Origin of the sequence: Allobosea sp. MMO-172, assembly GCF_037147855.1 — a bacterium.
GTDB lineage: Bacteria > Pseudomonadota > Alphaproteobacteria > Rhizobiales > Beijerinckiaceae > Allobosea.
Genome location: NZ_JBBCUM010000005.1, coordinates 248291 through 271526, shown reverse-complemented (window position 1 = coordinate 271526; position 23236 = coordinate 248291). Strand labels below are relative to the sequence as shown.

Here is a 23236-nt window from a genome sequence, read left to right as displayed (position 1 = left end):
TTGATCCGGGCCGGTCAGTCGGCCGCCCCGAGACAGACCACGCCGCGAAAAGCGCCGCTGTCGGATTCTTTAGCGATCCGCTCGGGGCGGCTCGGGCTGCCCGCGCTGAGGCCGCGCAGGATGTCGTCGACACCTTCGCCGCCCGCCAATCCGCGCCGCTCCTCGGCCCGCAGCGAAATGATCGCGGTCGGGTCGCCGAAAAAGGGAGCGGCCGAAGCATCGCGCAGGTCGCTGCCGCGCAAGCCGAGATCGCGCAGGTCGCGCTCGCTCATTTCGCAAAGCCTGCTGTAGTCGCGGCGAGACCGCAGCCAGCTCTCGATGCCCCCGACAAACCGGCCGAGAGCCCGCATTGCGATGGAGGCAGGCTTGGCCGCCCCGATGATGAAGCTGATCATGTTATGTCTCCCTGGTCAGAGGTGATGACCTGAGGAGACACCAGGGGACTGACAGCCGCTGTCGGAATCTTTCGCGGCCTGTGACAGCTGATGTCAGCGGAGACGCAGCGATCGCTGGAACTCCGCCGGGCTGCGGCCGTAGGCCTGACGGAAGGCGGCGCTGAAATGGCTGTGGCTGGAAAAGCCCAGTTCCAGCCCGAGCTGGGTGAGGTCGTCGCACGCGCCCAGTAGATCGAGCGCGCGGCCGAGCCGCAGGCGCAACTGATAGCGATAGAGCGGCATCCCCTCGACCTGACTGAAGACCTGCGTCAGGTAGACCGGCGAAACGCCGACCTCGTCCGCGATCTCCGCAAGCGTCCAGCGCTGGGCGAGGTCGCTCGCGATCACCAGCTTCGCACGGTCGACGAGCTTGCGCCGCCCGGCGGAGCCGCGCACGCCATGGGAAGTCCTTTCGCCGAACGCTCGCCGCACCAGCGTGAGGACCAGCGTCTCGGCCTCGAGCGTTTCGGCCACGCCACGATGCAGGCTGTGCCGCAGCAGCGCGACGAGGGCCTGCGCCCGCGGATCGATGCGTCGCCGCTGCATCGCGAGCGCGTTCGTGCCTCGCTGGAGCAATTCGGCCGGCACCAATTCATGCAGGACAGCTTCGTCCAGCTGCAGATCGAGGCAGGCGTCGCCTCCGGCCACGGGATGGCTGACCTGATAGCCCTCATAAGGGTTGAAGCACAGCAGCTGATTGCTCTCCGCGACCACATCCTCGCGGCCGACATGGCGGACGAACAGGCCGCGATACGGAAAGACCAGATGGGTCCTGTGCGTGCATTCCTCGTCGCTGCGATGCCGGCATTCGCCGGAGCAGACCACATCCCGAACGACGGCGATCTTGGTGTCGAGCAAATTGCTGATCGAGAAATCCGCCATGGCCGCCTCTCCGGAGCTTCGCATCGCGACAGGCAAAGCCTTACGGCAGTCGAGGGGCGGTGATTGTCAGCAGCGCAAGCGGCCTGGCCTGAGGCTGCCGGAAAGCTGACTGCCCGGTGAACGCGGCATTCGGGGAGCGTTCAAATCGAAAGGCGCCTATTCGCGTCGTCGCATCGCGGCACACCCCAACGGTGAAGCCCGGCGCGACACGCTGATCGGCCTCAAGGCCGCCAGCGTCGTCCGGCGGAGGGACCCGGCCCCCGGCGGATGCGATGATCCGGGCCGACCCACGAGGTCCCAGTCATGACGATGTCTCGTTTCCTCATCCCCCTCGTCGCGCTTGCCGCCATGGGCGGCCAGGCCTTCGCCCAGACCGCGACGCCGGCTCCCGCTACCCCGGCCAAGCCCGCCGCGCCCGTGACCGCGCCGGCTGCTCCGGCAGCGCAGGCCGCCCCCGCCGCGAAGCCCGCGACCTCGGCCGTCGCTACGCCCGCAGCCGCCCAGGCCAAGAAGATCAACATCAACACCGCGACCGCCGCCGAGCTCGACACGCTCAAGGGCATTGGCGAGGCCCGCTCCAAGAAGATCATCGAGGAGCGCGGCAAGGCGAAGTTCAAGGATTTCGCCGACCTCGTGAAACGCGGCACCCTGCCGTCCAATGTCGAGGCCGACATCAAGGACAAGATCACCTTCTGATCGGCAGGCCCATGCAAAAAGCCTCCGGCGCCCGGCGCCGGAGGCTTCTTTCAGTTTCATGTTTCGGAGCGGTGTCTCAGGCTAGGCCGAGGATCACCGCCAGCATCATCGCCAGCGACAGCGCCATCACGACGCGGATACCGACCGGCGTCTCAAGAATGCGTAAGAGTTCCATCACGGCCTCCCCTATGGCGGGCAAACACGAACGGCTTCGCAAAACTCACGTTCAATAGATGGTGGCCTCGATCACGATCCAGGCGATCGTCACCATGACGAGCCCTCCGACCAGAACCATCAGCACCGGCCGGTCGAGAAAGCCCTGCCGCGCCTCCACCGGCGTTTCCACTGCCGGGTCGGCGTCGCTGTGATCATCGGCCCGCATCGGCGGAATCGGATCGCCGCCACGCAGAAGCTCGGGATCCTGAACCGGTACTCTGGGTCGCGTATCGACCGTCATGACCGTCTCCCTTGGTCTGTCGCTGGCCTTTCCGGCCATGCACCGCAAGGAAAACGCCCGGGGCGCCCGGAGGGTTCCAACCAGAGCCAAAACGAAAGCGGGCGGCAACCTCTCGGCCACCGCCCGCCAACAGAAAATCCAATCGGATCAGTCGATTGCAAGACGATCCGGAATCAAATCCGGAACCTCTTGAATCGATCTGGGAAGCCTACCCGACCATCGCCGGGCAAGCCTGTACCAGCTCAGTTCTTGGTCTTGTCGACCAGGGCCTTGGCCTTGATCCACGGCATCATGTCGCGGAGCTTGGCGCCGACTTCCTCAATCGGGTGAGCGGCGTAGCGGGCGCGGGTCGCCTTGAACGAGGTCTGGTTGACCTTGTTCTCGAGCATCCAGTCGCGGGTGAACTTGCCCGACTGGATGTCGGTGAGGACGCGCTTCATCTCAGCCTTGGTCTCGGCCGTGATGATCCGCGGGCCGGTGACGTACTCACCGTACTCGGCGGTGTTCGAGATCGAGTAGTTCATGTTGGCGATGCCGCCTTCGTAGATCAGGTCCACGATCAGCTTCACCTCGTGGAGGCACTCGAAATAGGCCATTTCGGGAGCGTAGCCGGCCTCGGTCAGCGTCTCGTAACCGGCCTTGATCAGCTCGACCAGACCGCCGCAGAGCACGACCTGCTCGCCGAAGAGATCGGTCTCGCACTCTTCCTTGAAGGTGGTCTCGATGATGCCGGCGCGGCCGCCGCCATTGGCCGAGGCGTAGGACAGGCCGAGGTCATGGGCGTTGCCGGTCGCGTCCTGGTGGATCGCGATCAGGGTCGGCACGCCGCCGCCGCGCTGATACTCGGAGCGGACGGTGTGGCCGGGGCCCTTCGGGGCGACCATCAGCACGTCGAGGTCCTTGCGCGGCTCGATCAGGTTGAAATGAACGTTGAGGCCGTGCGCGAAGAGCAGCGCGGCGCCTTCCTTCATGTTGGCATGCAGCTCGTCGCGATAGATGTCGCCCTGCAGCTCGTCCGGGGTCAGCATCATCATGATGTCCGAGACCTTGGCGGCCTCCGACGGGGTCATGACCTTGAAGCCGGCCTCTTCGGCCTTCTTGCGCGTGGCCGAGCCGGCCTTCAGCGCGATGATGATCTCCTTGACGCCGGAATCGCGCAGGTTGAGCGCGTGGGCATGGCCCTGCGAGCCGTAGCCGACGATGCAGACCTTCTTGCCCTTGATCAGGTTGATGTCGGCATCACGATCGTAATAAACGCGCATGGGTGTCTCCTTTGTCACGCGTTGGTCTTGTCCCGGTTCGAGGCGTGTCGCCCCGCACCGTAGAGGGTGAGAAACTGCTCGGTCGCCCGCTCGGCATCAGCGGCGATCTCGGCCCGGCTCAGCGTCAGCGTATCGCCGAGCAGGAGCCGAATCTGGACATCGCGGCCGGCGAGGCCGAAGAAGGTGCGGAAGGCCGTCTCGGTATCGTCAAAGGCGAGCAGGCCAGCTTCCCGCCCGGCATCGAGCACGGGCTTGAGGCGCTCGCCGATGGCGAAGCGGCCATTGGCCAGCACGATCGAGCCGAGATTGCCGTCGCGCGAGGCCGCCTGGCTGATGCCGATGCGGTTCAGCGCGATCGAGGTCGGCGAGGAAATCACCTCGAGCCAGTTCGCGGCGAAGCCCTTCAGGCTCTCGCGCAGCGCACCGGCATCGAGATTCTGCCGGTCGAAATTGCCCGCCCTCACCTTCGAGGCCTGCCACTGCACGGTCGCGGTCAGGAGCCCGTCGCGATCCCCGAACCACTTGTAGAGCGTTTCCTTGGAGCAGCTCGCGCGCCGCGCCACCGCGGTCATCGTCAGCCCGCTGCCCTTTTCGACCATCAGGCTCAACACGGCATCGAGCACGGCCTGCTGGCGCGCTGTCAGCGCCTCGCCTTGCGTCTCTGCGGAGCCTTGCGTCATGGGTGGACGAAATCCAGTACCGTACGTTACGGTTCAGGCATCTATCGCAGCGACGGGCGGCCCGCAAGCGTTATTCGCGACTGGCGGATCACCGAAGAAGAATTATCTCTGGGTCATCGGATTTCGAGGAACGGAGCCATTCATGACCCTGCCCAGCGCCAATGCCGTCGTCAGCTTCTGGCGCGAGGCCGGCCCCGCAAAATGGTTCGCCAAGGACGAGGCCTTCGATGCCGAGATCACCGGGCGCTTCCTGCCCGTCCATGAGGCCGCTGCAGCGGGGCAACTCGCCGCCTGGGATGACACGCCGGAAGGCGTCTACGCGCTGCTGATCCTGCTCGACCAGTTCCCGCGCAACATGTTCCGCGGCAGCCCGCGCGCCTTCGCGACCGACGCGCAAGCGGTGGAGATCGCCGAACGCGCGATCGCCAAGGGGTTCGACGAGACCTACCAGCCGCCGGAGAAGCGCTTCTTCTACATGCCGTTCATGCACTCGGAAGGGCTCGCCGATCAGGAGCGCTGCATCGAACTCTGCGCCGCCGCGGACGATGCCGACGGCGTGAAATATGCCGAGATCCACCGCGACATCATTCGCGATTTCGGCCGCTTCCCGCACCGCAATCCCGTGCTCGGCCGCGAGACCACGGCGCAGGAACAGGCCTTCCTCGACGAAGGCGGGTTCAGCGGCTGAAAGATCGCGACGGCCGTCAGGCCGTCGCCTCCCGATGCGCCTGCGCCATGTCGGCGAGGCTCTTGAAGTGGAAATCTACGCTCGGCCGCTTCTCCGGCACCTGCGTCGCGCCGCTGCCCGCCTTGTCGAAGCGGCGATCGATCCAGGCCCGCGCCAGCCCGGCCTTCTGCGCCGGCACATGGTCGTGGAACAGGCTCTGCGCGGTATGCAGCACCTCAGGCGCGGCGAGCCCCAAATCGGCCGCGAGATGCTCCAGCAGGAAGGCGAAGTTGCGCGGGTCGGGCTTATAGGAGCCGATATCCTCGGCCGTGTAGATGCCGTCGAAGGTCACGCCGAGCTTGCGGTTGCTGGCGGCGAAGCTCTGGCGGTCGACATTGGAGAGGATCACGAGCTTGTAGTGCCGCTTGAGATAGGCGAGCGCCTCGGCTGAATCGGGAAAGGCCGGCCAGTCCGCCACCGATGCGCCGAAGCGCTCGTTGAGATCGGCGTGGATGCGCACGCCGAGATCCCGGGCGAAGCGGGCATGCACCGCGGCGAGCAGCGTCGGATAGCGCAGGGAGGGCGTCGCCTCCTCCTGCTCGGTCTCGTAGCGGGCGAAACGGGCGAGCGCATCCTCGCGCTCCAGCGCGATCCCGCCGGCGCTGAGCAACGGCTGCAAGGCGTTCCAGATGCCGGTCTCCCAGTCGATCAGGGTGCCGTAGCAATCGAATGTCAGGACTTTGAAATCGGTCAGCTTCATGGCCGGGGCGCTCCTCAGACGGTCATCGCGAGCGCTCAAGCTAGCCAACGCCGGCACGGCCGTGATGAGGCGAAGCTCCGAACGGCTTGACCGAAACTGCGATGCCGGGATCAGGCCCCTGCCGGCCCGCGGTTCGCGGCGCGGAACTCGCTCGGCGTCAGTCCGAAGCGGCGCTTGAACTGCCGGTTGAAGGAAGCTGCGTTCTGGTAGCCGAGATCATAGGCGATTTCCGAGACAGGCGCGGCCGTCGTCGCCAGCCGCTCGGCGGCGCGTTCGAACAGGCGCTGGAGCTGCAATTGCTTGGGCGAGCGGCCCATGGTCGCCCTGAACAGGGCGTGGAACTGGCTCTGCCCGAGCCCGGCCATGCGGGCCATCTGGGCGACGCCTGTGCCCTGCCCCGTCTCGGCAACGTCCAGCACGCGCCGTTCCGCGCGCGACCAGGGCTGCGGCCGCTCAATCGGTTCGACCAGATGCAGCGCCGTCATCGCCATGCGCGCGGCGGCCCCGCTCGGGCAGGCCCCGGTTTCGACCTCGGCGCCGAGCTGGCGGAACATGCGCCACAGCCAGGGCGCGATCGGCACGAGCGAAGGCTCCGCACTGCCGAGCAATGCCGGCTGCGCCTCGCTGCCCAGGCCCGCCATGTCGACATCGAGGATGAACATGCTGCAATCGCTGCTCGGCTCGAAGCCGTGCTCGCAATGCCGGGGGATCAGGGCGACGCAGTTATGGGAGACGACACCCCGGCGCCCCTCGACATCCAGCCGCATGGCGCCCTGCATCGGCAGCAGGATCTGGCTGAAATCGTGATGATGCCGATCGCCACCGCGATAGCTGCGGACTTCGAGCTGGATCGACATCGGCCGCCCTCCTCACCCAGTCATGCGCGTCGATGCCCCGCGAGGCAAGATGGCATGGTTCAGGCGGCCGCTCAGCCGCCCCCGTCCTGCTGGCTGGCGATGCGCTGCAGGAAGATCGCCGCGATCGTCAAAAGGAAGCCCGCCCACCACAAGGGCGAGCGCAGGCTCTTGCCGCTGCCGAGCGGCTCGACCTGCCCCTTGCCGGAAAGCCGCATCATGATCGGCCAGGCGAAACAGGCCAAACCGGCAATGCCGAGGAACAGCGCGATATGTTCGAGGCTCTGTGTCGTCATGCCCTTACGCTCGCAAGATCTGGGTTCGCCGGGAAGGTCGGCCCCAGCTTCAGGGCCCGCAAGGGATCGCCATACAGCCCCGCGACGAGCAGGGCCAGCTGCCGGTCGATGCCCGGCAGGCGCGCCAGCGGCGGCACGAGCCGATCACGCAGGAAAGGCAGCAGGCGGCTGTCGGACTGGTAGAACGGCGTAAACAGGCGGCTCGCCGCCTGATAGAGCTGGACATGGAAGCGCCGCCGCGCCGCATAGCGCTCCAATGCCCCGGCGATATCCGCAGCCTCGTTCACCGCCATGGCCAGCGCATAGGCATCGAGCAAGCCCATATTGGCGCCCTGCCCGAGCTGCGGGCTGGTGGAGTGCGCGGCATCGCCGATGAAGGCGAGCCCGCGCCCGGCCGGCACTGGCAAGGTGTGATGCCGGTAAGAAGCCAGCAGCAATTGCTCGGGCGACGTGATGCTCTCCAGCATCGGCGCCGTCTGCGGCCAGTGACGGAGCACATCGGCCTTCCAGGCTTCGAGGCCGCGCGCCTGCCATTGCGCATGCTCGGCCGGTTTCAGGCTCCAGAAGAAGGAGGCGAGCAGCCTCTCGTCATCCGTCCGTCGCCCGATCGGCAGCACACCGACCATCACGCTCGCCCAGTGATAGCGCTGCTCCAGCGCATGCGGATCGAAACCCTCCGCCAGTGGCGCATTGGCCCAGACCGCGCCATAGGCCAGCGGGCGCTGCCGCACCGGCCTAAAGGCCCGGCCGATCAAGGGCGAGCGCGCGCCCGTGGCATCGATGACGAGATCGAAGGGCCCGAGCTTCCGGCCATTCTCAAGGAGGAGCGAGACGTTGCCTGCGCCGGTCTCCACATCAGTGACCTCGCAGCCGGTCTCGACAGCGATGCCGCGTGCCACCACCCCCGCCGCGAACAGCGCCTCGAACAGGCTGCCGCGATGAATGCCGAGACCGAAGGCGTCGAGCCCGAGCGCCGCATAACGCACGTCGAGCACGACGGAGCCCGTGGCCGCGCCGAGCCCATAGAGCCGGTCGAGCCTGCTGCCACGCGCGATCAGCGCCTCGGCAAGGCCGAGCTCGCGCAATACGGCAAGCCCGGTCGGCTGAAGGATCAGGCCGGAACCGAGCGGCTGCGGCGTCGCGAAGCGCTCGACCAGCGTGACGCGGTGCCCGGCGCGCTCCAGCAGCAAGGCAGCCGCGAGGCCCGCCGGCCCGCAGCCGGTGATAGCGATCTCGTAGCGGCGCGTCACCGGCAGGTGCCGGTGGTCACATCGAGTCCGGGCCGCGGCTCATCGCGGCGATGCCGGTGCGCGAAACCTCGGTCAGGCCGACCGCCGTCATCGTCTTGATGAAACGCTCGATCTCCTCGGTCGCACCGGTCAGTTCGAAGACGAAGGAAGTCAGCGAGGCATCGAGCACGCGCGCGCCGAAGGCCGAGGCGAGGCGCATCGCCTCGACGCGATGATCGCCCTTGCCGACGACCTTGACCAGCGCGAGCTCACGCTCGACGGCTTCGCCCTGCTCGGTCAGGTCGACGACCCGATGCACGGGAACGAGGCGGTCTAGATGCGCCTTGATCTGGTCGATGACGCTGGCCGTGCCGGAGGTCACCACCGTAATGCGCGAGAGATGCTTCTCATGCTCGGTCTCGGAGACGGTGAGGCTCTCGATATTGTAACCGCGGCCCGAGAACAGCCCGGCGATGCGGGCAAGAACGCCCGGTTCGTTGTCGACGATCACCGCCAGGGTGTGGCGCGCGACCGGCTGGGACTTCGGGGCGTTCGGGTAGTGAGTGGCGGGCTTCGACATGACGACCTGTGAGGCGGGTTGGAGCGAAAGAGGATGGAATGATCAGCTGTGGCGGAGATCGACGAGGGCGGGTTCGTCGACCTCGTCCTGCGTTACGATCCAGGGCTCGACCAGCGCGGCGGCAAGCCACTCGCGATAGGCTGGCAGCGCCAGGATCGCACGCATATAGTCCTGCGAGACCGGGTCGACCGCGATGCCATAGGTATCGAAGCGGGTGACGACCGGCGCGAACATCGCATCCGCCGCCGAGAAGGCGCCATAGAGGAAGGGCCCGCCGGCGCCGAAACGCTCGCGCGCCTGCCGCCACAGTCCCGTCAGCCGCTCGACGTCGCGGGCGACGCCGGGACCGCGATCACGCGCGGCGAAGCGCTTGCCGAGATTCATCGGGCAGCTGCTGCGCAGGGCCATGAAGCCGGCATGCATCTCGCTGGAGACGGCCCGCGCATGCGCGCGCGCCGCAACATCGCGCGGCCAGATCCCGGCCTGCGGATGCGTGTCATGGAGATATTCGCAGATCGCCAGCGTCTCCCAGACGGCGACATCGCCATCGACCACCATCGGCAGCGTGCCGCCGCTGCCGGGCGCCGCGGCGAAGACGGTTTCCTTGAAGCCGGGCTCGTCGAGCGGCACGAGCTGCTCGGTGAAGGCGATGCCGGCCACGCGCATCAGGAGCCAGGCCCGAAGCGACCAGGACGAGTAGCATTTGTTGCCGATCAGAAGCTTCATGCCGCAGCGGCCTCCCATTCCTCGACGAAATCGAGCGCCGCCGCGACGTGCAGCGCCGTGGTATCGAACACCGGCACGGAGACATCGCCCTGCGACAGCAGCAGGCCGATCTCGGTGCAGCCGAGGATGACGCCGTCGGCGCCCTCCTCCCTGGCCGCGCGTGCGACGATGGCGCGGTAGCGCTCACGCGAGGCCGGCTCGATCCGCCCGCGGCACAATTCCTCGTAGATGATGCGATGAACGTCGTCGCGCTCCTCGGGCGCCGGCACCAGCGCCTCGACGCCGAAGGCCCTGAGGCGGTCGCGGTAGAAGCCCTGTTCCATCGTGAAGCGCGTCGCCAGCAGGAGCGGCCGGCGCGACGGAGACGCCAGCACCGCCCGCGCCGTCACATCAGCGAGATGCAGGAAGGGCAGCTTGGTCGCGGCGATGATCTGGTCCGCGACCTTGTGCATGGTGTTGGTGCAGAGCACGAGGCAGGAGGCCCCGCCCTGTTCGAGGCGGCGCGCGCTCGCAGCCAGCGCAGCGCCGGCCGCGGCCCAGTCGCCCTTCGCCTGCATTTCGGCGATCGGTGCGAAATCGACCGAATGCAGCAGCACGTCGGCCGAATGCAGACCGCCCGAGCGCGCACGCACGCCCTCGTTGAGGAGCCGGTAATAGACCGCGGTCGACTCCCAGCTCATCCCGCCGATCAGACCGATGGTGGCCATGGTGTCCTAGCCCATTTCTCAGGGTCATCCCGGGCGCAGCGAAGCGGAGACCCGGGATCCATTCCGGAACGGTTCAGGAATGGATCCCGGATCGGCGCCGCTCGCGCGGCTTGTCCGGGATGACGGCTACAGGATTCGACCTCAGACGAGCTGCTTGCCCTTGGCGTCGATGATCTCGCCGGTATCGCCCTCGAAATCGGGCAGGATCATCTCGTTATGGGCCTTGCCCGACGGGATCATCGGGAAGCAGTTCTCTTCCTTGGCGACGAGGCAGTCGAAGATCACCGGACCGGGCGTCTCGATCATCTCCATGATCGCGGCGTCGAGCTTGGCCGGGTCGGAGCAGCGGATGCCGTGGCCGCCATAAGCTTCGGCCAGCTTCACGAAGTCCGGCAGGGACTGCGAATAACTCTCCGAATAGCGCCCGCCATGCAGCAGCTCCTGCCACTGGCGCACCATGCCCATGTACTCGTTGTTGAGGATGAAGATCTTCACCGGCAATCGGTACTGCACCGCCGTCGACATCTCCTGCATGTTCATCAGGATCGAGGCCTCGCCGGCAACGTCGATGACGAGTGCCTTGGGGTGCTTCATCTGCACGCCGATAGCCGCCGGCAGGCCGTAGCCCATGGTGCCGAGGCCGCCCGAAGTCATCCAGCGGTTCGGCTCCTGGAACTGCAGGTACTGCGCCGCCCACATCTGGTGCTGGCCGACCTCGGTCGTGATGTAGGTGTCGCGATCCTTGGTCAGAGCATGGAGGCGCTCCAGCGCATATTGCGGTTTGATGATCGTGTCCGAGTTCTTGTAGCCGAGGCTCTTGCGGCCGCGCCAGCCGTCGATCTGGGTCCACCACGCCGCCAGCGCGGTCTTGTCGACCTGCGGGCTGGTCTCGCGCCAGATCCGGACCATGTCCTCGAGCACATGGGCACAGTCGCCGACGATGCCGATATCGACCTTGACCGTCTTGTTGATCGAGGACGGATCGATGTCGATATGGATCTTCTTCGAGCGCGGCGAGAAACCGTCGATGCGCCCGGTGATGCGGTCGTCGAAGCGCGCGCCGATATTGATCATGACGTCGCAGTCATGCATCGCGAGGTTCGCCTCGTAGGTGCCGTGCATCCCGAGCATGCCGAGCCACTGCTTGTCGGCAGCCGGGAAGGCGCCGAGCCCCATCAGCGTCGAGGTGACCGGGAAGCCGGTCAGACGCGCGAGTTCGCGCAGCAGCACCGAGGCATGCGGGCCGGAATTGATCACGCCGCCACCGGTGTAGAAGACCGGGCGCTTGGCGCCGGCGATCAGCTCGACCGCTGCCTTGATCTTGTTCAGGTCGCCCTTGACCACCGGGCGGTAGGTCTTGTGCTGGTTGTCGCGCGGGCGGCTATAGGCGCCGGTCGCGAACTGGATGTCCTTGGGGATGTCGATCACGACCGGGCCCGGGCGGCCGTTGGCGGCGACGTAGAACGCCTCGTGCAGGATGCGCGGCAGGTCGTGGATGCTCTTCACCAGATAGTTGTGCTTGGTGCAGGAGCGGGTGATGCCGACCGTATCGCATTCCTGGAAGGCGTCCGAGCCGATCAGATGCGTCGGGACCTGGCCGGTGATGACGACGAGCGGGATCGAGTCGAGCAGCGCGTCGGTCAGGCCAGTGACGGCATTGGTCGCGCCGGGACCGGAGGTGACGAGCACGCAGCCGACCTTGCCGGCGCCGGAGCGGGCATAGCCCTCGGCGGCGTGGACCGCGCCCTGCTCGTGGCGGACGAGGACATGCTTGACCTTGTCCTGCTGGAAAATGGCGTCGTAGATCGGGAGTACGGCGCCGCCCGGATAACCGAACAGGTGCTCGACACCCTGATCCTGAAGCGCGCGGACGACCATCTCGGCGCCGGTCATCATCTCGCTCATTACGCTCTCCTGCGGCTGGTCTTTTTGTCTGTCTGGAATGCGGGCAATAAAAAAGGCCCTCGGAGGGGCCTGGGCGTGCGCTGGCGTCGGGGACGCCCGGTTCGAAAACCGGCCCCTACCAGCGCACCTCTACGAGAATAAGCTTGCGCATTGCGCACATGTTCCTTGACGAAAGTTGCCGAACGCTAACGGAGGCCGCGCAGCCGGTCAAGCGTTAACATGTGCGGGGGATCGGCACTTCCGACGAGTCCGGAAAATGCCATGCCGCAAGGGAACACTTTCTCAATCCGTCGGCGCTAGGTTCTCCCCGCTCGAACCGGGACGGATATGTACTACGAGGTCCACACCGAGAATATCGCGGCCCGTGGCCATGCCCCGGAGATCGCGCGGATTCTGAACCGCTTCGCGCTTCATCGTCAGGATGGCGGGCCCGTTGGCTACGAGAAGCTCGCCGCCGCGCTGCTGCCGGAATTCGGCGAGGACCTGATGATCCTGGAGCCCACCGGCGACGGCGACTATCGCTGGCTGCATTTCGGGCGCGAGATCATCCGCTATTCCGGTGCCAGCCGCCTCGGCAAGCGCCTCTCGGGCATGCGCGAACACGTCGCCCGCTTCTCGGTCGACAGCTTCGACCAGGCCATCGCCGAGGATCGCCCGCTCTACACCGTGCATCGCTCGACCCAGACGGTGCGCGTCGCCCTCTGGGAGCGCCTGGTCCTGCCGACCACGACGCGCGACGGCCGCCGCTTCATCATCGCCTTCAGCCGCCCGCTACAATTCCGCGAGGACCTGCTCAATGCCGTGCTGGACTCCTCGCCCAGCGGCATCGTCGCCCTGCGCGCCATTCGCGACGCGGCGGGCCAAATCGAGCAGGCCGTCGTCGTCACCGCGAACAGACGCGCCGCCGAATTGAGCGGACGCGCGGAAAACGACCTGCTCGACACCGATGGCCGCGAAAGCCTGACCTTCCTGTCCGATCCTTCGGTCTGGCGCCGCTGCCTCTATGCTATCGACCTGCAGCGCGCCGACACGCTCGAGGTCTCCTTCACCCGCGACGACGCCACGACCTGGCTCAGGGTCGCGATCGCTCCGCTCGGCGACGGCCTCCTGCTGACGCTGACGGACATCACCGACCTCACGGTCGCCAACCAGACGCTGCAGATGCGGGCCGCCACGCTGGCGCTGGAGATCGGCCGCGAGCGGGCGACCCGCCGCGCGCTGTCCGAGGAGATCGGCCTGCGCGAGGAGCGCGAGACCGAATTGCGCCGCCTCGCCGAGACCGATCCGCTGACCGCGCTGCTCAACCGCCGCTCCTTCACCGACAAGGCCAATGCCGCCATCACCGCAAGCGAGGCGGATGGCACCGACATCGCCCTCATCATCGTCGATCTCGACCATTTCAAGCAGGTCAACGACACCTATGGCCACCCGGCCGGCGATGCGGTGATCCGCGCCTTCGCCGACCTCCTGCTCGGCCAGTTCCGCAACGAGCGCAATCTCGTCGGCCGCTTCGGCGGCGAGGAATTCGGCATCCTGCTGCAAGGCTGCGACCTGGCCTCCGCGGCGGCGAGCGCCCGCCAGATTCAGGATGCGCTGCTTACCCGTTCGATGCCGGTCTCCGAGACCCTGGCGCTCAAGGTCACCGCAAGCCTCGGCATCGCCGCGCTTCACGCTGGCGAAACGCTGGCATCCCTGACGGCCCGCGCCGACCAGGCGCTCTATCGCGCCAAGAACGAGGGCCGCAACCGCCTCGGCCTCGCCGATCCCGCTCCGGTCGCCGAAGCGGCCTGACACTCAGAGCCCGAGACGCCGGACAGCCAACTCCAGCGCAGCCTCCGGCGCGATCGCCTCCCAGCCTTCCATCTGGTGGCGGAACCATGTCACCTGCCGCTTGGCATAGGCGCGCGTATCGGCCTGGCCACGTCGGATCGTCTCCTCCAGCGTGATCTCGCCATCGAGATGGGCGATCAGGCCGGGAACGCCATGGGCGCGCATGATCGGCAGGAGCGGATCGAGCCCGCGCCGCTTCAGCCGCACGACTTCGTCCAGCGCACCTTGCCCCATCATGAATTCGAAGCGCCGGTCGATCCGCTCTCGAACCGCCTCGCGCTCGGGATGCACGAACAGCCGCAGCGTCGGCACATCGCCCAGCGGCCCCGGCTCGCGCTCGCCCTGGAAACTCGCCAGCGAACGCCCGGTTGCCCGGAACACCTCCAGGGCCCGCATGATCCGCATCCGGTCGTTCGGCCGCAATCGCTCCGCCATGGCGGGATCGCAAGCGGCAAGATCGGCATGGAGCGCACTCGTCTCGCGACCTTCGGCATGAGCGCGGAAGGCCGACCGGACATCCTCAGGCACCGGCGGCATCGCCGAGAACCCCTCGGTGACGGCCTTGAAATAAAGCCCCGTGCCACCGACGAGGATCGGCAGCGAGCCGCTCGCACGCAGTTCGGCCAGCAGTGATGTCACGTCGGTGGCGTAACGCATCGCCGAATAGTTCACCGCGCCATCGACATGCCCGTAGAGGCGATGGGGCACCATCGCCTCCTCGTCCTCGCTCGGCCGCGCCGAGAGCACGCGCAGATCGCCATAGACCTGCATGGAATCGGCGTTGACGACCGTCCCTCCGGTGCGGCGCGCGATCTCGATCGCCAGCGCGGACTTGCCGCTCGCGGTCGGACCTGCGATGAGCACCGCGCCGAATTGCCCTTCCGCCTTCACCCGGTTCCTCACATGCTCGTCGCCACACTCGTATCCGCCCACGGCCAGGCGCTGGTCGGCGAAGCCCTTCTCGCCCGCCTTGCCCGCACCCTGCCCGGCATCACCGGCACGGCCGCGCTCGACGGCGAAATCGCTGCCGACCTCTTCGCGGAAGCAAACGATGCACGCAAGCTCGAAGCGGATATCCGGGCCGCTCTGGACGGCGCCGCGATCGACGTGATCGTCCAGCCGGCGGCGACGCGCCGCAAGGCGCTGTTCCTCGCCGACATGGATTCGACCATGATCGGCCAGGAATGCATCGACGAGCTCGCCGCCTTCGTGGGCTTGAAGGAGCATGTTGCCGCGATCACCGAGCGCGCCATGCGCGGCGAGATCGATTTCGAGCCGGCTTTGCGCGAGCGCGTCGCCCTGCTGAAGGGCGTGCCGCTTTCCGTCGTCGGGGAGATCATCCGCGACCGCATCACGCTGACGCCCGGCGGGCGCGAGCTCGTCCGGACCATGCGCGCCAATGGCGGCTACACCGCCCTCGTCTCGGGCGGCTTCACCGTCTTCACCGGGCCGATCGGCCAGACCATCGACTTCGACGAGCACCGCTCGAACACGCTCATCGCCCATGACGGCATTCTGAACGGCACGGTCGCCGATCCGATCCTCGGCAAGCAGGCCAAGCTCGACGCGCTCGTCGAACTGCGCGCCCGTTTCAAGCTCGCGCCCGCGCAGACCATAGCCGTCGGCGACGGCGCCAACGACCTTGCGATGCTTGGCGAGGCCGGATTGGGCGCCGCCTTCCGCGCCAAGCCAGCGGTGGCGGCGGCAGCCGATGCGCGGCTCGACCATGCCGATCTCACCGCCCTGCTCTACGCCCAGGGCTATACGGGCAGCGAGATCGTCCGGAGCTGACCTTACATTCAGGACCGCGGGTCATCCCGGACGGAGCGAAGCGAAGATCCGGGATCCATTCCGGAGCGCGGCCGGTGAGGTTCCGGAATGGGTCCCGGGTCTCCCTCCGGTCGCCCGGGACAACTCGCGTCTAAGAGCAGCGCTTCAGTCGACGATGAAGAGCTTCGCACCGGTCTTGGTCGCGGAGCGATGCGCCTCGGCATTGTCGGCGACCTGATAGCTCATGCCGGCCCGCAGCGGCAGAACACGCCCGTCCGCGAGCGTGGTCTCCATCTCGCCTTCGAGGCACAGGATGATGTGCCCTTTCGAGCACCAGTGATCGGCGACATAGCCGGGCGAGTACTCGACCATCCGCACCCGGATGCGGTTGTCCTCGGGGCCGAAATACTGGACGCGCCAGGTCGCCTCGCCGCTGTCGCCGGCATGGCGCTCCACGGGGATCGTCGCCCAGTCGGTGGTGACGAAGGGGATTTCGCTGAGCTTCATCTCGGTCTCTCCGGGCGCGGGCTCCAAGCTCTAGCCGCGTTCGGCGGGAACGCGCCAGCGCGCGCTTGACGCGACCGACCTGCGGACAAGGCATGAAAAAGGGCGGCCCTGCCGGACCGCCCTTCGCATTCTGTCGTTTCTGCCGGTCTCAGTTCATCGAGACGGCGACGAAGCGGACCTCGCCCTGACCGTTCGAGACGAGCAGGAGGGCGGATTTCTTGCCCTCCTTCTTCAGCGCATCGAGACGCTTGGTCACGTCCTGCGGCGCGTTGACCGGCTCCTGGCCGACCTCGACGATCAGCTCGCCGACGAGGACGCGCTTGTCGGCGGCGTTCGAATTGGCATCGACCTTGGTGATGACCACGCCCTTGAGGCCGTCCTTGATCGAGTAGCGCTTCCGCAGCTCGTCCGTCTGCGGCGAGAATTCGAGGCCGAGCGCGCTCGTCACCACGGGCTTGGCCGGCTCGGCCGCAGGCTTGTTCGCCGAGGCCGACTGGACCTTCTCGCCATCCTCGAGGCGGCCGAGCTTGACCGTCTTGGTCTCCTCCTTGCCCTTGCGGATGATCAGGACCGGCACGTCCTTGCCCACCGGCGTCGCCGCGACGATGCGCGGCAGATCGCGCGAATCCTTCACGTCCTTGCCGTCGAACTTGACGATCACGTCGCCGGTCTCCAGGCCGGCGGGCTTCGCCGGGCCCTTCTCGTCGATGCCCGCGACGAGCGCGCCGCGCGCGGTGCCGAGGCCAAGTGCTTCGGCGGTGGCGTCATCGACGGTCTGGATGCGCACGCCGAGCCAGCCGCGCCGGGTCTCGCCGAACTCCTTGAGCTGGTCGACGACATTGGTCGCCAGCGTCGAGGGCACGGCGAAGCCGATGCCGACCGAGCCGCCGGTCGGCGACAGGATGGCCGTGTTGATGCCGATGACTTCGCCGGCCATGTTGAACAGCGGGCCGCCCGAGTTGCCCTTGTTGATGGCCGCGTCGGTCTGGATATAGGTGTCGTACGGACCCTGGCTGATGTCGCGGTTGCGGGCCGAGACGATACCCGAGGACACCGAGCCGCCGAGGCCGAACGGATTGCCGATCGCCATCACGGGGTCACCGATCCGCATCTTGTCGGAATCGCCGAACTTGACCGCCGGCAGCGGCTTGTCGTGCTTCACCCGCAGCACGGCGAGATCGACCTTGCTGTCCTTGCCGATCACCTCGGCCTTGAGCCGCAGGCCGTCATTGAAGATCACCGTGATCTCGTTGGCGTCGCCGATGACGTGGTTGTTGGTGACCACGATGCCGGAGGGATCGACCACGAAGCCGGAGCCGGCCGATTGCGAGCGGCGCTGCTGCGGCGCCTGGCGCTCGCCCTGCTGGTTGCGGCGGTTGAAGAATTCCTCGAACAGGTCGCCGAAGGGCGTGTCGGGGCCGAGCTGCGGCAGCTGCGGCAGGTTGCGGCCCTTCTGGTCGTTGGTGGTGACCGCCGCGATGTTGACCACCGCCGGCATGACCTTGTCGACGAGATCGGCAAGCGAGGTCTGCCCCTGGAGGAGCGGCGTGTTGGCCTGCGCATGCCCCGGCGCCAGCACCGGCGAGGCCAGCAGCGCGAGGCCGGCGACGCCGGCAGCGAGAGCGATGCGGACAGGCCTGGCTGCGGAAAGGGTGTTCGATGCCATAGGGGTCCTCATGTTCGGAAGAATGCGGGCCGATGAATGCAGGCAGGCGCGCCCGATGCCGCGAGGCAGACGGACGCGCCCGATGATTGAACTCCGAAATGCGGCGGAAGGGCGACGCACGATCATGTCATCGAACACGATAGCGTGGCTGCCCCTGCGCTTACCAGACGCCGCGCGCGAGCCAGACCAGGATCACGCCCAGCACGGCCGAGCCGATGCCGATGAGCCGCATCCGGTCCACCGGCGTTTCCGCCGCGCTCCGGAGGGCATCCTTCGCCAGATTTGGGATCGCGGCGAAGAGAATGCCCTCGATAGCGAAGACCAGGCCGAGCGCCGCGATGAAATCCAGCATGCGCGTCGCTCGCCTTGATCAGGGCCGGGCCGGCGCAGGCTGGGCAGGCGCCGCGGCCTGGCCATCCTGACGCTGCGCGTTCGGGCCGTTGAAGAAACGGAAGAACGGCGAATCCGGCGTCAGCACCATCCGCGTGTCCCCCGGCTTGATGCTGGCCTCATAGGCCTGCATCGAGCGATAGAAGGCGAAGAACTCGGGATCCTTGCCGAAGGCTTCGGCGAAGACCTTGTTACGCTCCGCCTCGCCCTCACCGCGGATCACGTCCGAGCGCTGCTGCGCCTCGGCGACAACGACGGTCGCATCCCTGTCGGCCCGCGCCCGGACTTCCTGGGCCTGCTGGCCGCCGAGCGCGCGCGCTTCCGCCGCCTCGCGCTGGCGTTCGGTCTGCATGCGCTGGAACACCGCCGCGGAGTTCGCCGCCGGCAGATCGACGCGCCGCAGACGGACGTCGACGACGGTCATGCCGAAGCGCGCCGCCTCGCGGTTCACCTCGTCGCGGATGCGGTTCATCAGGCGCGAACGCTCGGTGCGCACCATCGCGATGAAGGACGCCTCCGCCAGCACCGAGCGAACGTTACCGTTCACGATCGAGGCGAGCTGCGAGTTCGCACGCGGGATGTTGTTGACCGCCTGGTAGAAGCGCAGCGGGTCCGAGATGCGGTAGCGCGTGAAGGCATCGACCACGAGACGCTTCTGGTCCGAGGCGATGATTTCCTGCGCCGGCAGGTCGAGATCGAGGATGCGGTTGTCGAGCAACGTCACCGTCTCGACCGGCGCGAACCACTTGAAGTAGAGGCCCGGCGCGGTCTTGACCGCACGCACCGCGCCGAGGCGCAGCACGATCGCCGACTGCGTCTGCGAAACCACGAAGGTGCAGGCGTAGAGCACGACCGCGACGGCCGCGACGACGACCAGCAGGCCCGCACGAAGGAAGGAGCCGTTCATCGGATGGCTCCTCCCTGCTGGCGGGAGCCCTGGGCCTGGCGGCCCGGGTTGAGCTGGTCGAGCGGCAGATAGGGCACCACGCCCTGCCCGCCCGCGGGGTTGTCGAGGATGATCTTGTCCGTACCGCCCATTATGCGTTCCATCGTCTCCAGGAACAGACGCTCGCGCGTCACGCCCGGAGCGTTCTTGTACTGCTCGTAGACCGCGTTGAAGCGGCTGGCCTGACCGCGCGCTTCGGCGACGGTCTGCTCCTTGAAGGCTTCCGCCGACTGGACGAGCCCGGCCGCGCGGCCGCGTGCCTCGGGCACGACGCGGTTAGCATAGGTCTGGGCCTCGTTGCGCAGGCGCTCCTGGTCCGCACGCGCCGCCTGGACGTCGCGGAAGGCGTCGATGACCTGCTGCGGCGGGTCGACCTTCTGCAGCTGGACGAGGCGGATCTGCACGCCGGCATTGTAGCCGTTGAGCGTCTCCTGCATCAGCTGGCGCACTTCGGTCTCGATCGCGCTGCGATCGGTCGTCAGCACCGGCTGGATGTTGCGGCGGCCGATGATCTCGCGCATCGCGCCCTCGGCCACGGCCTTCACCGTGCCCGGCGGGTCCTGGATGTTGAAGACGTAGTTCTCCGGCGCGGCCGGGTCGATCTGCCACTGCACGATGAAATCGATATCGACGATGTTCTCGTCACCGGTGAGCATCAGGCTCTCCTCGATGACATCGGTCTGGCGCGACGTGCGTACCGATTCCACCGTGCGGAAGCCGACCTCGGTGGTGATGACGTTGGTCACCTGCGGCTTGATCACGCTGCCGATCGGATAGGGCCAGTTCCAGTTGGCGCCTTCGCCGGTCTTGCCGGCGAAGCGGCCGAAGACGACGTTGAGGCCGACCTCGTTGGGCCGCACGAAATAGATGCCGGAGCCGAGCCAGAGCAGGACCAGCAGGAGCCCGCCGATTATCAGGCCGCGGCCGCCGATATTGCCACCCGGCACCAGATTCTTCAGCCGGTCCTGGCTGCGCCGCAGGATCTCCTCGAGATCGGGCGGGTTGCCATTGCCCCCGCCACCACCGCCTGAACCGCCGCCCCAGGGACCGCCGCCGCCATTACCTCCGCGCTGGCCCCAGGGTCCACCCCCGCCGCTGCCACCGCCGCTCTGATTGCTCCAAGGCATTCGCGAGCCGTTCCCTTTCGTTCTGTCGAGGCCGAGCCATAAGCAAATGACGGCCGCTTGTCAGCGCCTTCGAGCGAAGGCGCTGGGCTGACTTGGTCATGGGCCATGGATTCGTCAACGGCGCAAGCCATTCATCGTGAACGGAAAGCGGCGATCAGCCGCGCCTGGCATAGGTGACGAAGGTATAAGGATGCTCGTTCTCGGCATCGGCGGCATGGCTTTCCCGCGCCGTCTCGGCGAAGGCAGCCCTGTCCCAGTCCGGGAACACGGCGTCGCCGGAAGGCTGCGCATGGACCATGGTGAGTTCGAGCCGGTCGGCCAGCGGCTGCATCTGCGCGTAGATCTCGGTGCCGCCGCCGATGATTACGGAATGGGCGCCCATCTCCTGCCCGAGCCTCTGTGCCAGCGCCAGCGCCTCGGCGACATCATGGGCGACATGAACGCCCTCGGCTTGGAAAGCGCGATCCCGCGTCAGCACCACCGTCTGGCGCCCCGGCAAGGGTTTGCCGATCGAGAGATAGGTCTTGCGCCCCATGATGATCGGGCAGCCGGTCGTCAGCCGGCGGAAGCGCTGCAGGTCGGTCCTGAGCCGCCAGATCAGCTTGTTATCACTGCCGATCACGCCGTTATCGGCGATGGCCGCGACGAGGACGACCGGAAGAGCCTGCATGGCGCTCAAGCCTCCGCGCCGAGCTTCGCCAGCGCCTCGCCTTCCATCCGCTTCACGGTCCACTCGTCCTGCGCCTTGGCGCCGAGCGCCCGATAGAAGACGCGCGAGGGTTCGTTCCAGTTGAGCACCCACCAGGCGAGGCGCGGCAGCCCCTCTTCGACGCAGCGCCGCGCCAGTCCCGCGATCAGGGCCTTGCCGATGCCGCGCCCGCGCTGGTCCGGCCGGACATAGAGGTCCTCCAACCAGATGCCGTGCCGGCCGGAAAAGGTCGAATAGGTATAGAACCACACGGCGAAGCCGACCGGCTGGCCGTCCCATTCGGCGATGTCACAGAACGCCTTCGGGTTCTCCCCGAACAAGGCGGCCTCGATCTCGGCCTCGGTCGCGACGACCTCGTGCAGCAGCTTTTCGTATTCGGCGAGCTCGCGGATGAAGCCGAGCACGAGCCCGGCCTCGCCGGGACGGGCGGAGCGGATGGAGAGCGTCATACTGCGATCGGAGCCTTGATGCCGGGATGCGGGTCGTAATCGGTGATGGTGACGTCCTCGAACTGGAAATCCTCCAGCCGCGTCACCGCCGGGTTGAGCGTCAACTTCGGCAGCGCGCGCGGCTCGCGCGAGAGCTGCAGCCGGGTCTGATCGAGGTGGTTCACGTAGAGATGCGTATCGCCGAAGGAATGCACGAAATCCCCGACGCCGAGCCCCGTCACCTGCGCCACCATATGGGTCAGCAGGGCATAGCTCGCGATATTGAAGGGCACGCCCAGGAAGACGTCGGCCGAGCGCTGGTAGAGCTGGCAGGAGAGCTTGCCGTTGGCGACGAAGAACTGGAACAGGCAGTGGCACGGCGCCAGCGCCATCTTCGGGATATCGGCGGGGTTCCAGGCCGAGACGATCAGGCGGCGCGAATCCGGATTGCGGCGGATCTCGTTCACCAGCCAGGCGATCTGGTCGATCACCTGCCCGTCGGGCGCCGCCCAGGAGCGCCACTGCCGGCCATAGACCGGGCCGAGATCGCCATTGGCATCGGCCCATTCGTCCCAGATCGTGACGCCATTCTCCTGCAGGTAGCGCACATTGGTGTCGCCGCGCAGGAACCAGATCAGTTCGTGGATGATCGATTTCAGATGCAGCTTCTTGGTCGTGACCAGCGGGAACCCTTCCGACAGGTCGAAGCGCATCTGATGCCCGAAGACGGCAAGCGTGCCGGTGCCCGTGCGATCGTCCTTGCGGACGCCCTCGGTCAGGACGCGTTGGAGCAGGTCGTGATACTGGCGCATGGCGACTCTCTGGAAGGCGCGCGACTATAGCGGCTCGCGGGCGGCTTGGCCCTGCCCGGCAGGCAGGCATCCCCAGCCTTTGCCGCAGCCCCTGCCAGCCTGTGGCGGGAGCCTGCCACCTCACGCAAACGCGACGTTCCGTGAGCCTCTCCCGTCCGCAAACCCGCCCCAATCGGCGCCGCTCATCGCGCGCTTGATTCGTGGGGATAGTCGATATGCCGACCCTGAACGCACCCGGCCGCCTGCTGGCGGCGCTCGCTCTCAACGCCCTGATCGCGCTCTCGGCGCAGGGCGAGGAGACCTATGCCAACGCGACGATCTCGGAGCGGCAGGCGCGCGACATCGCCTGGAGCGCCGGGCTCGTCCATGTCGAGGAGATCGTCCGCCTGGACGATCGCTGGGAGGTCGCCGGCCGCACCGTCGAGGACGACGAGATGAGCCTCGACATCGACATCAGAAATGGACGCATTCTCGATTGAGGCGGAGAAACCGCACTCGTTCTTGAAAACGTATCAGAACCCTTTGCCAACGCCGCGGGCTTCCCTATATTCGGAAGTGCCGCTCGCAAGAACGGCTATGGCGATAAACGGATTACGTAATAAGCCTTTCGGACCCGGGGGCGGTACCCGGCGCCTCCACCCCAGCCCTGCAGCGCGAGCGGCAGGAACGTGCAGCCAGTCGGTTGCAGGGCTGCGGCGGGGGCGAAATAGGATCGACGAGGGTGTAAAGGTCTTCCTTTTGCTCGGAATGGTTCCGCCGTTATCGGGCCATTGCATAGTTGCCAACGACAACAATGCTCGGGTTGCTGTCGCCGCGTGAGCGGTGCTGGTTCCCAAACCTAAGTCCTTCCGTTTAGCGACGTAAGGCGGGGCCCGGAGGCGCCTGGCAACAGAAGCCTCCACTTCTTTTTCTGACG

At 66.9% G+C, this 23236-nt stretch carries 27 protein-coding genes and 1 other RNA gene; 6 read left to right on the top strand and 22 right to left on the bottom strand.

Features of this window, described 5'->3' with window-relative positions; genetic code table 11:
• Positions 1-14 precede the first annotated feature (14 nt).
• Both WFK61_RS10385 and WFK61_RS10380 read right to left on the bottom strand, forming a co-directional pair.
• Positions 15-395, bottom strand: coding sequence for a DUF1127 domain-containing protein (locus WFK61_RS10385; RefSeq protein ID WP_336811446.1), 381 nt, complete (start codon positions 393-395; stop codon positions 15-17).
• A gap of 93 nt (positions 396-488) precedes the next feature.
• Positions 489-1316, bottom strand: a complete 828-nt coding sequence (locus WFK61_RS10380) for a helix-turn-helix transcriptional regulator (RefSeq protein ID WP_336811445.1) — start codon at positions 1314-1316, stop codon at positions 489-491.
• A gap of 303 nt (positions 1317-1619) precedes the next feature.
• On the opposite strand from WFK61_RS10380, the gene WFK61_RS10375 reads away from it, so the two are divergent.
• Positions 1620-2012: a ComEA family DNA-binding protein gene (locus WFK61_RS10375; protein ID WP_336811444.1), complete on the top strand. Its 393-nt coding sequence runs from the start codon at positions 1620-1622 to the stop codon at positions 2010-2012.
• A 226-nt stretch (positions 2013-2238) separates the two neighbouring features.
• On the opposite strand, the gene WFK61_RS10370 is transcribed toward WFK61_RS10375, so the two are convergent.
• From WFK61_RS10370 to WFK61_RS10360, 3 genes are all read right to left on the bottom strand, one after another.
• Positions 2239-2469, bottom strand: a complete 231-nt coding sequence (locus WFK61_RS10370; RefSeq protein WP_336811443.1) for a hypothetical protein — start codon at positions 2467-2469, stop codon at positions 2239-2241.
• A gap of 242 nt (positions 2470-2711) precedes the next feature.
• Complete coding sequence (ilvC, locus tag WFK61_RS10365; RefSeq protein ID WP_061966828.1) at positions 2712-3731, bottom strand: ketol-acid reductoisomerase; 1020 nt, start codon at positions 3729-3731, stop codon at positions 2712-2714.
• Positions 3732-3745: 14 nt separating this feature from the next.
• Complete coding sequence (locus WFK61_RS10360; protein WP_336811442.1) at positions 3746-4411, bottom strand: TetR/AcrR family transcriptional regulator C-terminal domain-containing protein; 666 nt, start codon at positions 4409-4411, stop codon at positions 3746-3748.
• A 142-nt stretch (positions 4412-4553) separates the two neighbouring features.
• On the opposite strand from WFK61_RS10360, the gene WFK61_RS10355 reads away from it, so the two are divergent.
• Entirely contained in the window at positions 4554-5099 is a 546-nt protein-coding gene (locus WFK61_RS10355; RefSeq protein WP_336811441.1) for a DUF924 family protein, read from the top strand.
• A 16-nt stretch (positions 5100-5115) separates the two neighbouring features.
• Here the strand turns inward: WFK61_RS10355 and WFK61_RS10350 are convergent, their stop codons facing one another.
• The 8 genes from WFK61_RS10350 to WFK61_RS10315 all read right to left on the bottom strand — a co-directional run bounded on the left by WFK61_RS10350 (position 5116) and on the right by WFK61_RS10315 (position 12135).
• Entirely contained in the window at positions 5116-5838 is a 723-nt protein-coding gene (locus tag WFK61_RS10350) for a haloacid dehalogenase type II (protein ID WP_336811440.1), read from the bottom strand.
• A gap of 110 nt (positions 5839-5948) precedes the next feature.
• The gene (locus WFK61_RS10345) at positions 5949-6695 is read right to left on the bottom strand and encodes a helix-turn-helix domain-containing protein (protein ID WP_336811439.1); all 747 of its coding nucleotides are present in this window, start codon (positions 6693-6695) and stop codon (positions 5949-5951) included.
• A gap of 71 nt (positions 6696-6766) precedes the next feature.
• Complete coding sequence (locus WFK61_RS10340; RefSeq protein WP_336811438.1) at positions 6767-6988, bottom strand: hypothetical protein; 222 nt, start codon at positions 6986-6988, stop codon at positions 6767-6769.
• A complete protein-coding gene (locus WFK61_RS10335) occupies positions 6985-8238 on the bottom strand; it encodes an FAD-dependent oxidoreductase (protein WP_336811437.1) in 1254 nt (417 codons plus the stop codon). The genes WFK61_RS10340 and WFK61_RS10335 overlap by 4 nt, the downstream gene beginning before the upstream one ends.
• A gap of 16 nt (positions 8239-8254) precedes the next feature.
• A complete protein-coding gene (gene ilvN / locus WFK61_RS10330; RefSeq protein ID WP_257734534.1) occupies positions 8255-8797 on the bottom strand; it encodes an acetolactate synthase small subunit in 543 nt (180 codons plus the stop codon).
• A gap of 42 nt (positions 8798-8839) precedes the next feature.
• Entirely contained in the window at positions 8840-9523 is a 684-nt protein-coding gene (locus tag WFK61_RS10325; RefSeq protein WP_336811436.1) for a glutathione S-transferase family protein, read from the bottom strand.
• Complete coding sequence (locus WFK61_RS10320) at positions 9520-10230, bottom strand: aspartate/glutamate racemase family protein (protein WP_336811435.1); 711 nt, start codon at positions 10228-10230, stop codon at positions 9520-9522. Before WFK61_RS10320 ends, WFK61_RS10325 begins: the two co-directional genes overlap by 4 nt.
• A 141-nt stretch (positions 10231-10371) precedes the next feature.
• Positions 10372-12135 (bottom strand): acetolactate synthase 3 large subunit, encoded by a 1764-nt coding sequence (locus WFK61_RS10315; RefSeq protein WP_336811434.1) that lies wholly within the window; start codon positions 12133-12135, stop codon positions 10372-10374.
• A gap of 327 nt (positions 12136-12462) precedes the next feature.
• Here WFK61_RS10315 and WFK61_RS10310 point away from each other — a divergent pair, with 327 nt between their 5' ends.
• Complete coding sequence (locus WFK61_RS10310; RefSeq protein ID WP_336811433.1) at positions 12463-13926, top strand: GGDEF domain-containing protein; 1464 nt, start codon at positions 12463-12465, stop codon at positions 13924-13926.
• 3 nt (positions 13927-13929) lie between these two features.
• Here the strand turns inward: WFK61_RS10310 and miaA are convergent, their stop codons facing one another.
• A complete protein-coding gene (gene miaA, locus WFK61_RS10305) occupies positions 13930-14856 on the bottom strand; it encodes a tRNA (adenosine(37)-N6)-dimethylallyltransferase MiaA (protein ID WP_336811432.1) in 927 nt (308 codons plus the stop codon).
• Positions 14857-14868: 12 nt separating this feature from the next.
• Here miaA and serB point away from each other — a divergent pair, with 12 nt between their 5' ends.
• Entirely contained in the window at positions 14869-15756 is an 888-nt protein-coding gene (serB, locus tag WFK61_RS10300) for a phosphoserine phosphatase SerB (protein ID WP_336811431.1), read from the top strand.
• Between the two features lie 144 nt (positions 15757-15900).
• Here the strand turns inward: serB and WFK61_RS10295 are convergent, their stop codons facing one another.
• The 8 genes from WFK61_RS10295 to WFK61_RS10260 all read right to left on the bottom strand — a co-directional run bounded on the left by WFK61_RS10295 (position 15901) and on the right by WFK61_RS10260 (position 22320).
• Positions 15901-16242, bottom strand: a complete 342-nt coding sequence (locus WFK61_RS10295; RefSeq protein WP_257734527.1) for a DHCW motif cupin fold protein — start codon at positions 16240-16242, stop codon at positions 15901-15903.
• Between the two features lie 148 nt (positions 16243-16390).
• Complete coding sequence (locus tag WFK61_RS10290) at positions 16391-17908, bottom strand: DegQ family serine endoprotease (protein ID WP_336811430.1); 1518 nt, start codon at positions 17906-17908, stop codon at positions 16391-16393.
• Positions 17909-18068: 160 nt separating this feature from the next.
• Entirely contained in the window at positions 18069-18260 is a 192-nt protein-coding gene (locus WFK61_RS10285; RefSeq protein WP_257734525.1) for a DUF2065 domain-containing protein, read from the bottom strand.
• Between the two features lie 18 nt (positions 18261-18278).
• Positions 18279-19205 (bottom strand): protease modulator HflC, encoded by a 927-nt coding sequence (gene hflC, locus WFK61_RS10280; RefSeq protein WP_336811429.1) that lies wholly within the window; start codon positions 19203-19205, stop codon positions 18279-18281.
• A complete protein-coding gene (gene hflK / locus WFK61_RS10275) occupies positions 19202-20371 on the bottom strand; it encodes an FtsH protease activity modulator HflK (RefSeq protein WP_336811427.1) in 1170 nt (389 codons plus the stop codon). The genes hflC and hflK overlap by 4 nt, the downstream gene beginning before the upstream one ends.
• A gap of 154 nt (positions 20372-20525) precedes the next feature.
• Positions 20526-21041 (bottom strand): dihydrofolate reductase, encoded by a 516-nt coding sequence (locus WFK61_RS10270; RefSeq protein ID WP_336811426.1) that lies wholly within the window; start codon positions 21039-21041, stop codon positions 20526-20528.
• Positions 21042-21046: 5 nt separating this feature from the next.
• Positions 21047-21529, bottom strand: a complete 483-nt coding sequence (locus WFK61_RS10265; protein WP_336811425.1) for a GNAT family N-acetyltransferase — start codon at positions 21527-21529, stop codon at positions 21047-21049.
• Positions 21526-22320: a thymidylate synthase gene (locus WFK61_RS10260; protein ID WP_336811424.1), complete on the bottom strand. Its 795-nt coding sequence runs from the start codon at positions 22318-22320 to the stop codon at positions 21526-21528. The genes WFK61_RS10265 and WFK61_RS10260 overlap by 4 nt, the downstream gene beginning before the upstream one ends.
• 215 nt (positions 22321-22535) lie before the next feature.
• Here WFK61_RS10260 and WFK61_RS10255 point away from each other — a divergent pair, with 215 nt between their 5' ends.
• Both WFK61_RS10255 and ssrA read left to right on the top strand, forming a co-directional pair.
• Positions 22536-22799 carry a hypothetical protein gene (locus WFK61_RS10255; RefSeq protein WP_336811423.1) on the top strand — a complete coding sequence of 88 codons (264 nt, stop codon included), beginning with the start codon at positions 22536-22538 and terminating at the stop codon, positions 22797-22799.
• A 38-nt stretch (positions 22800-22837) separates the two neighbouring features.
• Positions 22838-23223, top strand: a transfer-messenger RNA (tmRNA) gene (gene ssrA, locus WFK61_RS10250).
• Positions 23224-23236: the final 13 nt, after the last annotated feature.

Coding starts and splice junctions, on each gene's coding strand:
- serB (WP_336811431.1), top strand. CDS start 14,869: ATGCTCGTCGCCACACTCGTATCCGCCCACGGCCAGGCGCTGGTCGGC.
- WFK61_RS10290 (WP_336811430.1), bottom strand. CDS start 17,908: ATGGCATCGAACACCCTTTCCGCAGCCAGGCCTGTCCGCATCGCTCTC.
- hflC (WP_336811429.1), bottom strand. CDS start 19,205: ATGAACGGCTCCTTCCTTCGTGCGGGCCTGCTGGTCGTCGTCGCGGCC.
- ilvC (WP_061966828.1), bottom strand. CDS start 3,731: ATGCGCGTTTATTACGATCGTGATGCCGACATCAACCTGATCAAGGGC.
- WFK61_RS10285 (WP_257734525.1), bottom strand. CDS start 18,260: ATGCTGGATTTCATCGCGGCGCTCGGCCTGGTCTTCGCTATCGAGGGC.
- WFK61_RS10320 (WP_336811435.1), bottom strand. CDS start 10,230: ATGGCCACCATCGGTCTGATCGGCGGGATGAGCTGGGAGTCGACCGCG.
- WFK61_RS10355 (WP_336811441.1), top strand. CDS start 4,554: ATGACCCTGCCCAGCGCCAATGCCGTCGTCAGCTTCTGGCGCGAGGCC.
- WFK61_RS10325 (WP_336811436.1), bottom strand. CDS start 9,523: ATGAAGCTTCTGATCGGCAACAAATGCTACTCGTCCTGGTCGCTTCGG.
- WFK61_RS10255 (WP_336811423.1), top strand. CDS start 22,536: ATGCCGACCCTGAACGCACCCGGCCGCCTGCTGGCGGCGCTCGCTCTC.
- WFK61_RS10380 (WP_336811445.1), bottom strand. CDS start 1,316: ATGGCGGATTTCTCGATCAGCAATTTGCTCGACACCAAGATCGCCGTC.
- WFK61_RS10310 (WP_336811433.1), top strand. CDS start 12,463: ATGTACTACGAGGTCCACACCGAGAATATCGCGGCCCGTGGCCATGCC.
- WFK61_RS10265 (WP_336811425.1), bottom strand. CDS start 21,529: ATGACGCTCTCCATCCGCTCCGCCCGTCCCGGCGAGGCCGGGCTCGTG.
- WFK61_RS10315 (WP_336811434.1), bottom strand. CDS start 12,135: ATGAGCGAGATGATGACCGGCGCCGAGATGGTCGTCCGCGCGCTTCAG.
- WFK61_RS10260 (WP_336811424.1), bottom strand. CDS start 22,320: ATGCGCCAGTATCACGACCTGCTCCAACGCGTCCTGACCGAGGGCGTC.
- hflK (WP_336811427.1), bottom strand. CDS start 20,371: ATGCCTTGGAGCAATCAGAGCGGCGGTGGCAGCGGCGGGGGTGGACCC.
- WFK61_RS10270 (WP_336811426.1), bottom strand. CDS start 21,041: ATGCAGGCTCTTCCGGTCGTCCTCGTCGCGGCCATCGCCGATAACGGC.
- WFK61_RS10375 (WP_336811444.1), top strand. CDS start 1,620: ATGACGATGTCTCGTTTCCTCATCCCCCTCGTCGCGCTTGCCGCCATG.
- WFK61_RS10385 (WP_336811446.1), bottom strand. CDS start 395: ATGATCAGCTTCATCATCGGGGCGGCCAAGCCTGCCTCCATCGCAATG.
- WFK61_RS10350 (WP_336811440.1), bottom strand. CDS start 5,838: ATGAAGCTGACCGATTTCAAAGTCCTGACATTCGATTGCTACGGCACC.
- ilvN (WP_257734534.1), bottom strand. CDS start 8,797: ATGTCGAAGCCCGCCACTCACTACCCGAACGCCCCGAAGTCCCAGCCG.
- WFK61_RS10345 (WP_336811439.1), bottom strand. CDS start 6,695: ATGTCGATCCAGCTCGAAGTCCGCAGCTATCGCGGTGGCGATCGGCAT.
- WFK61_RS10370 (WP_336811443.1), bottom strand. CDS start 2,469: ATGACGGTCGATACGCGACCCAGAGTACCGGTTCAGGATCCCGAGCTT.
- WFK61_RS10340 (WP_336811438.1), bottom strand. CDS start 6,988: ATGACGACACAGAGCCTCGAACATATCGCGCTGTTCCTCGGCATTGCC.
- WFK61_RS10295 (WP_257734527.1), bottom strand. CDS start 16,242: ATGAAGCTCAGCGAAATCCCCTTCGTCACCACCGACTGGGCGACGATC.
- WFK61_RS10360 (WP_336811442.1), bottom strand. CDS start 4,411: ATGACGCAAGGCTCCGCAGAGACGCAAGGCGAGGCGCTGACAGCGCGC.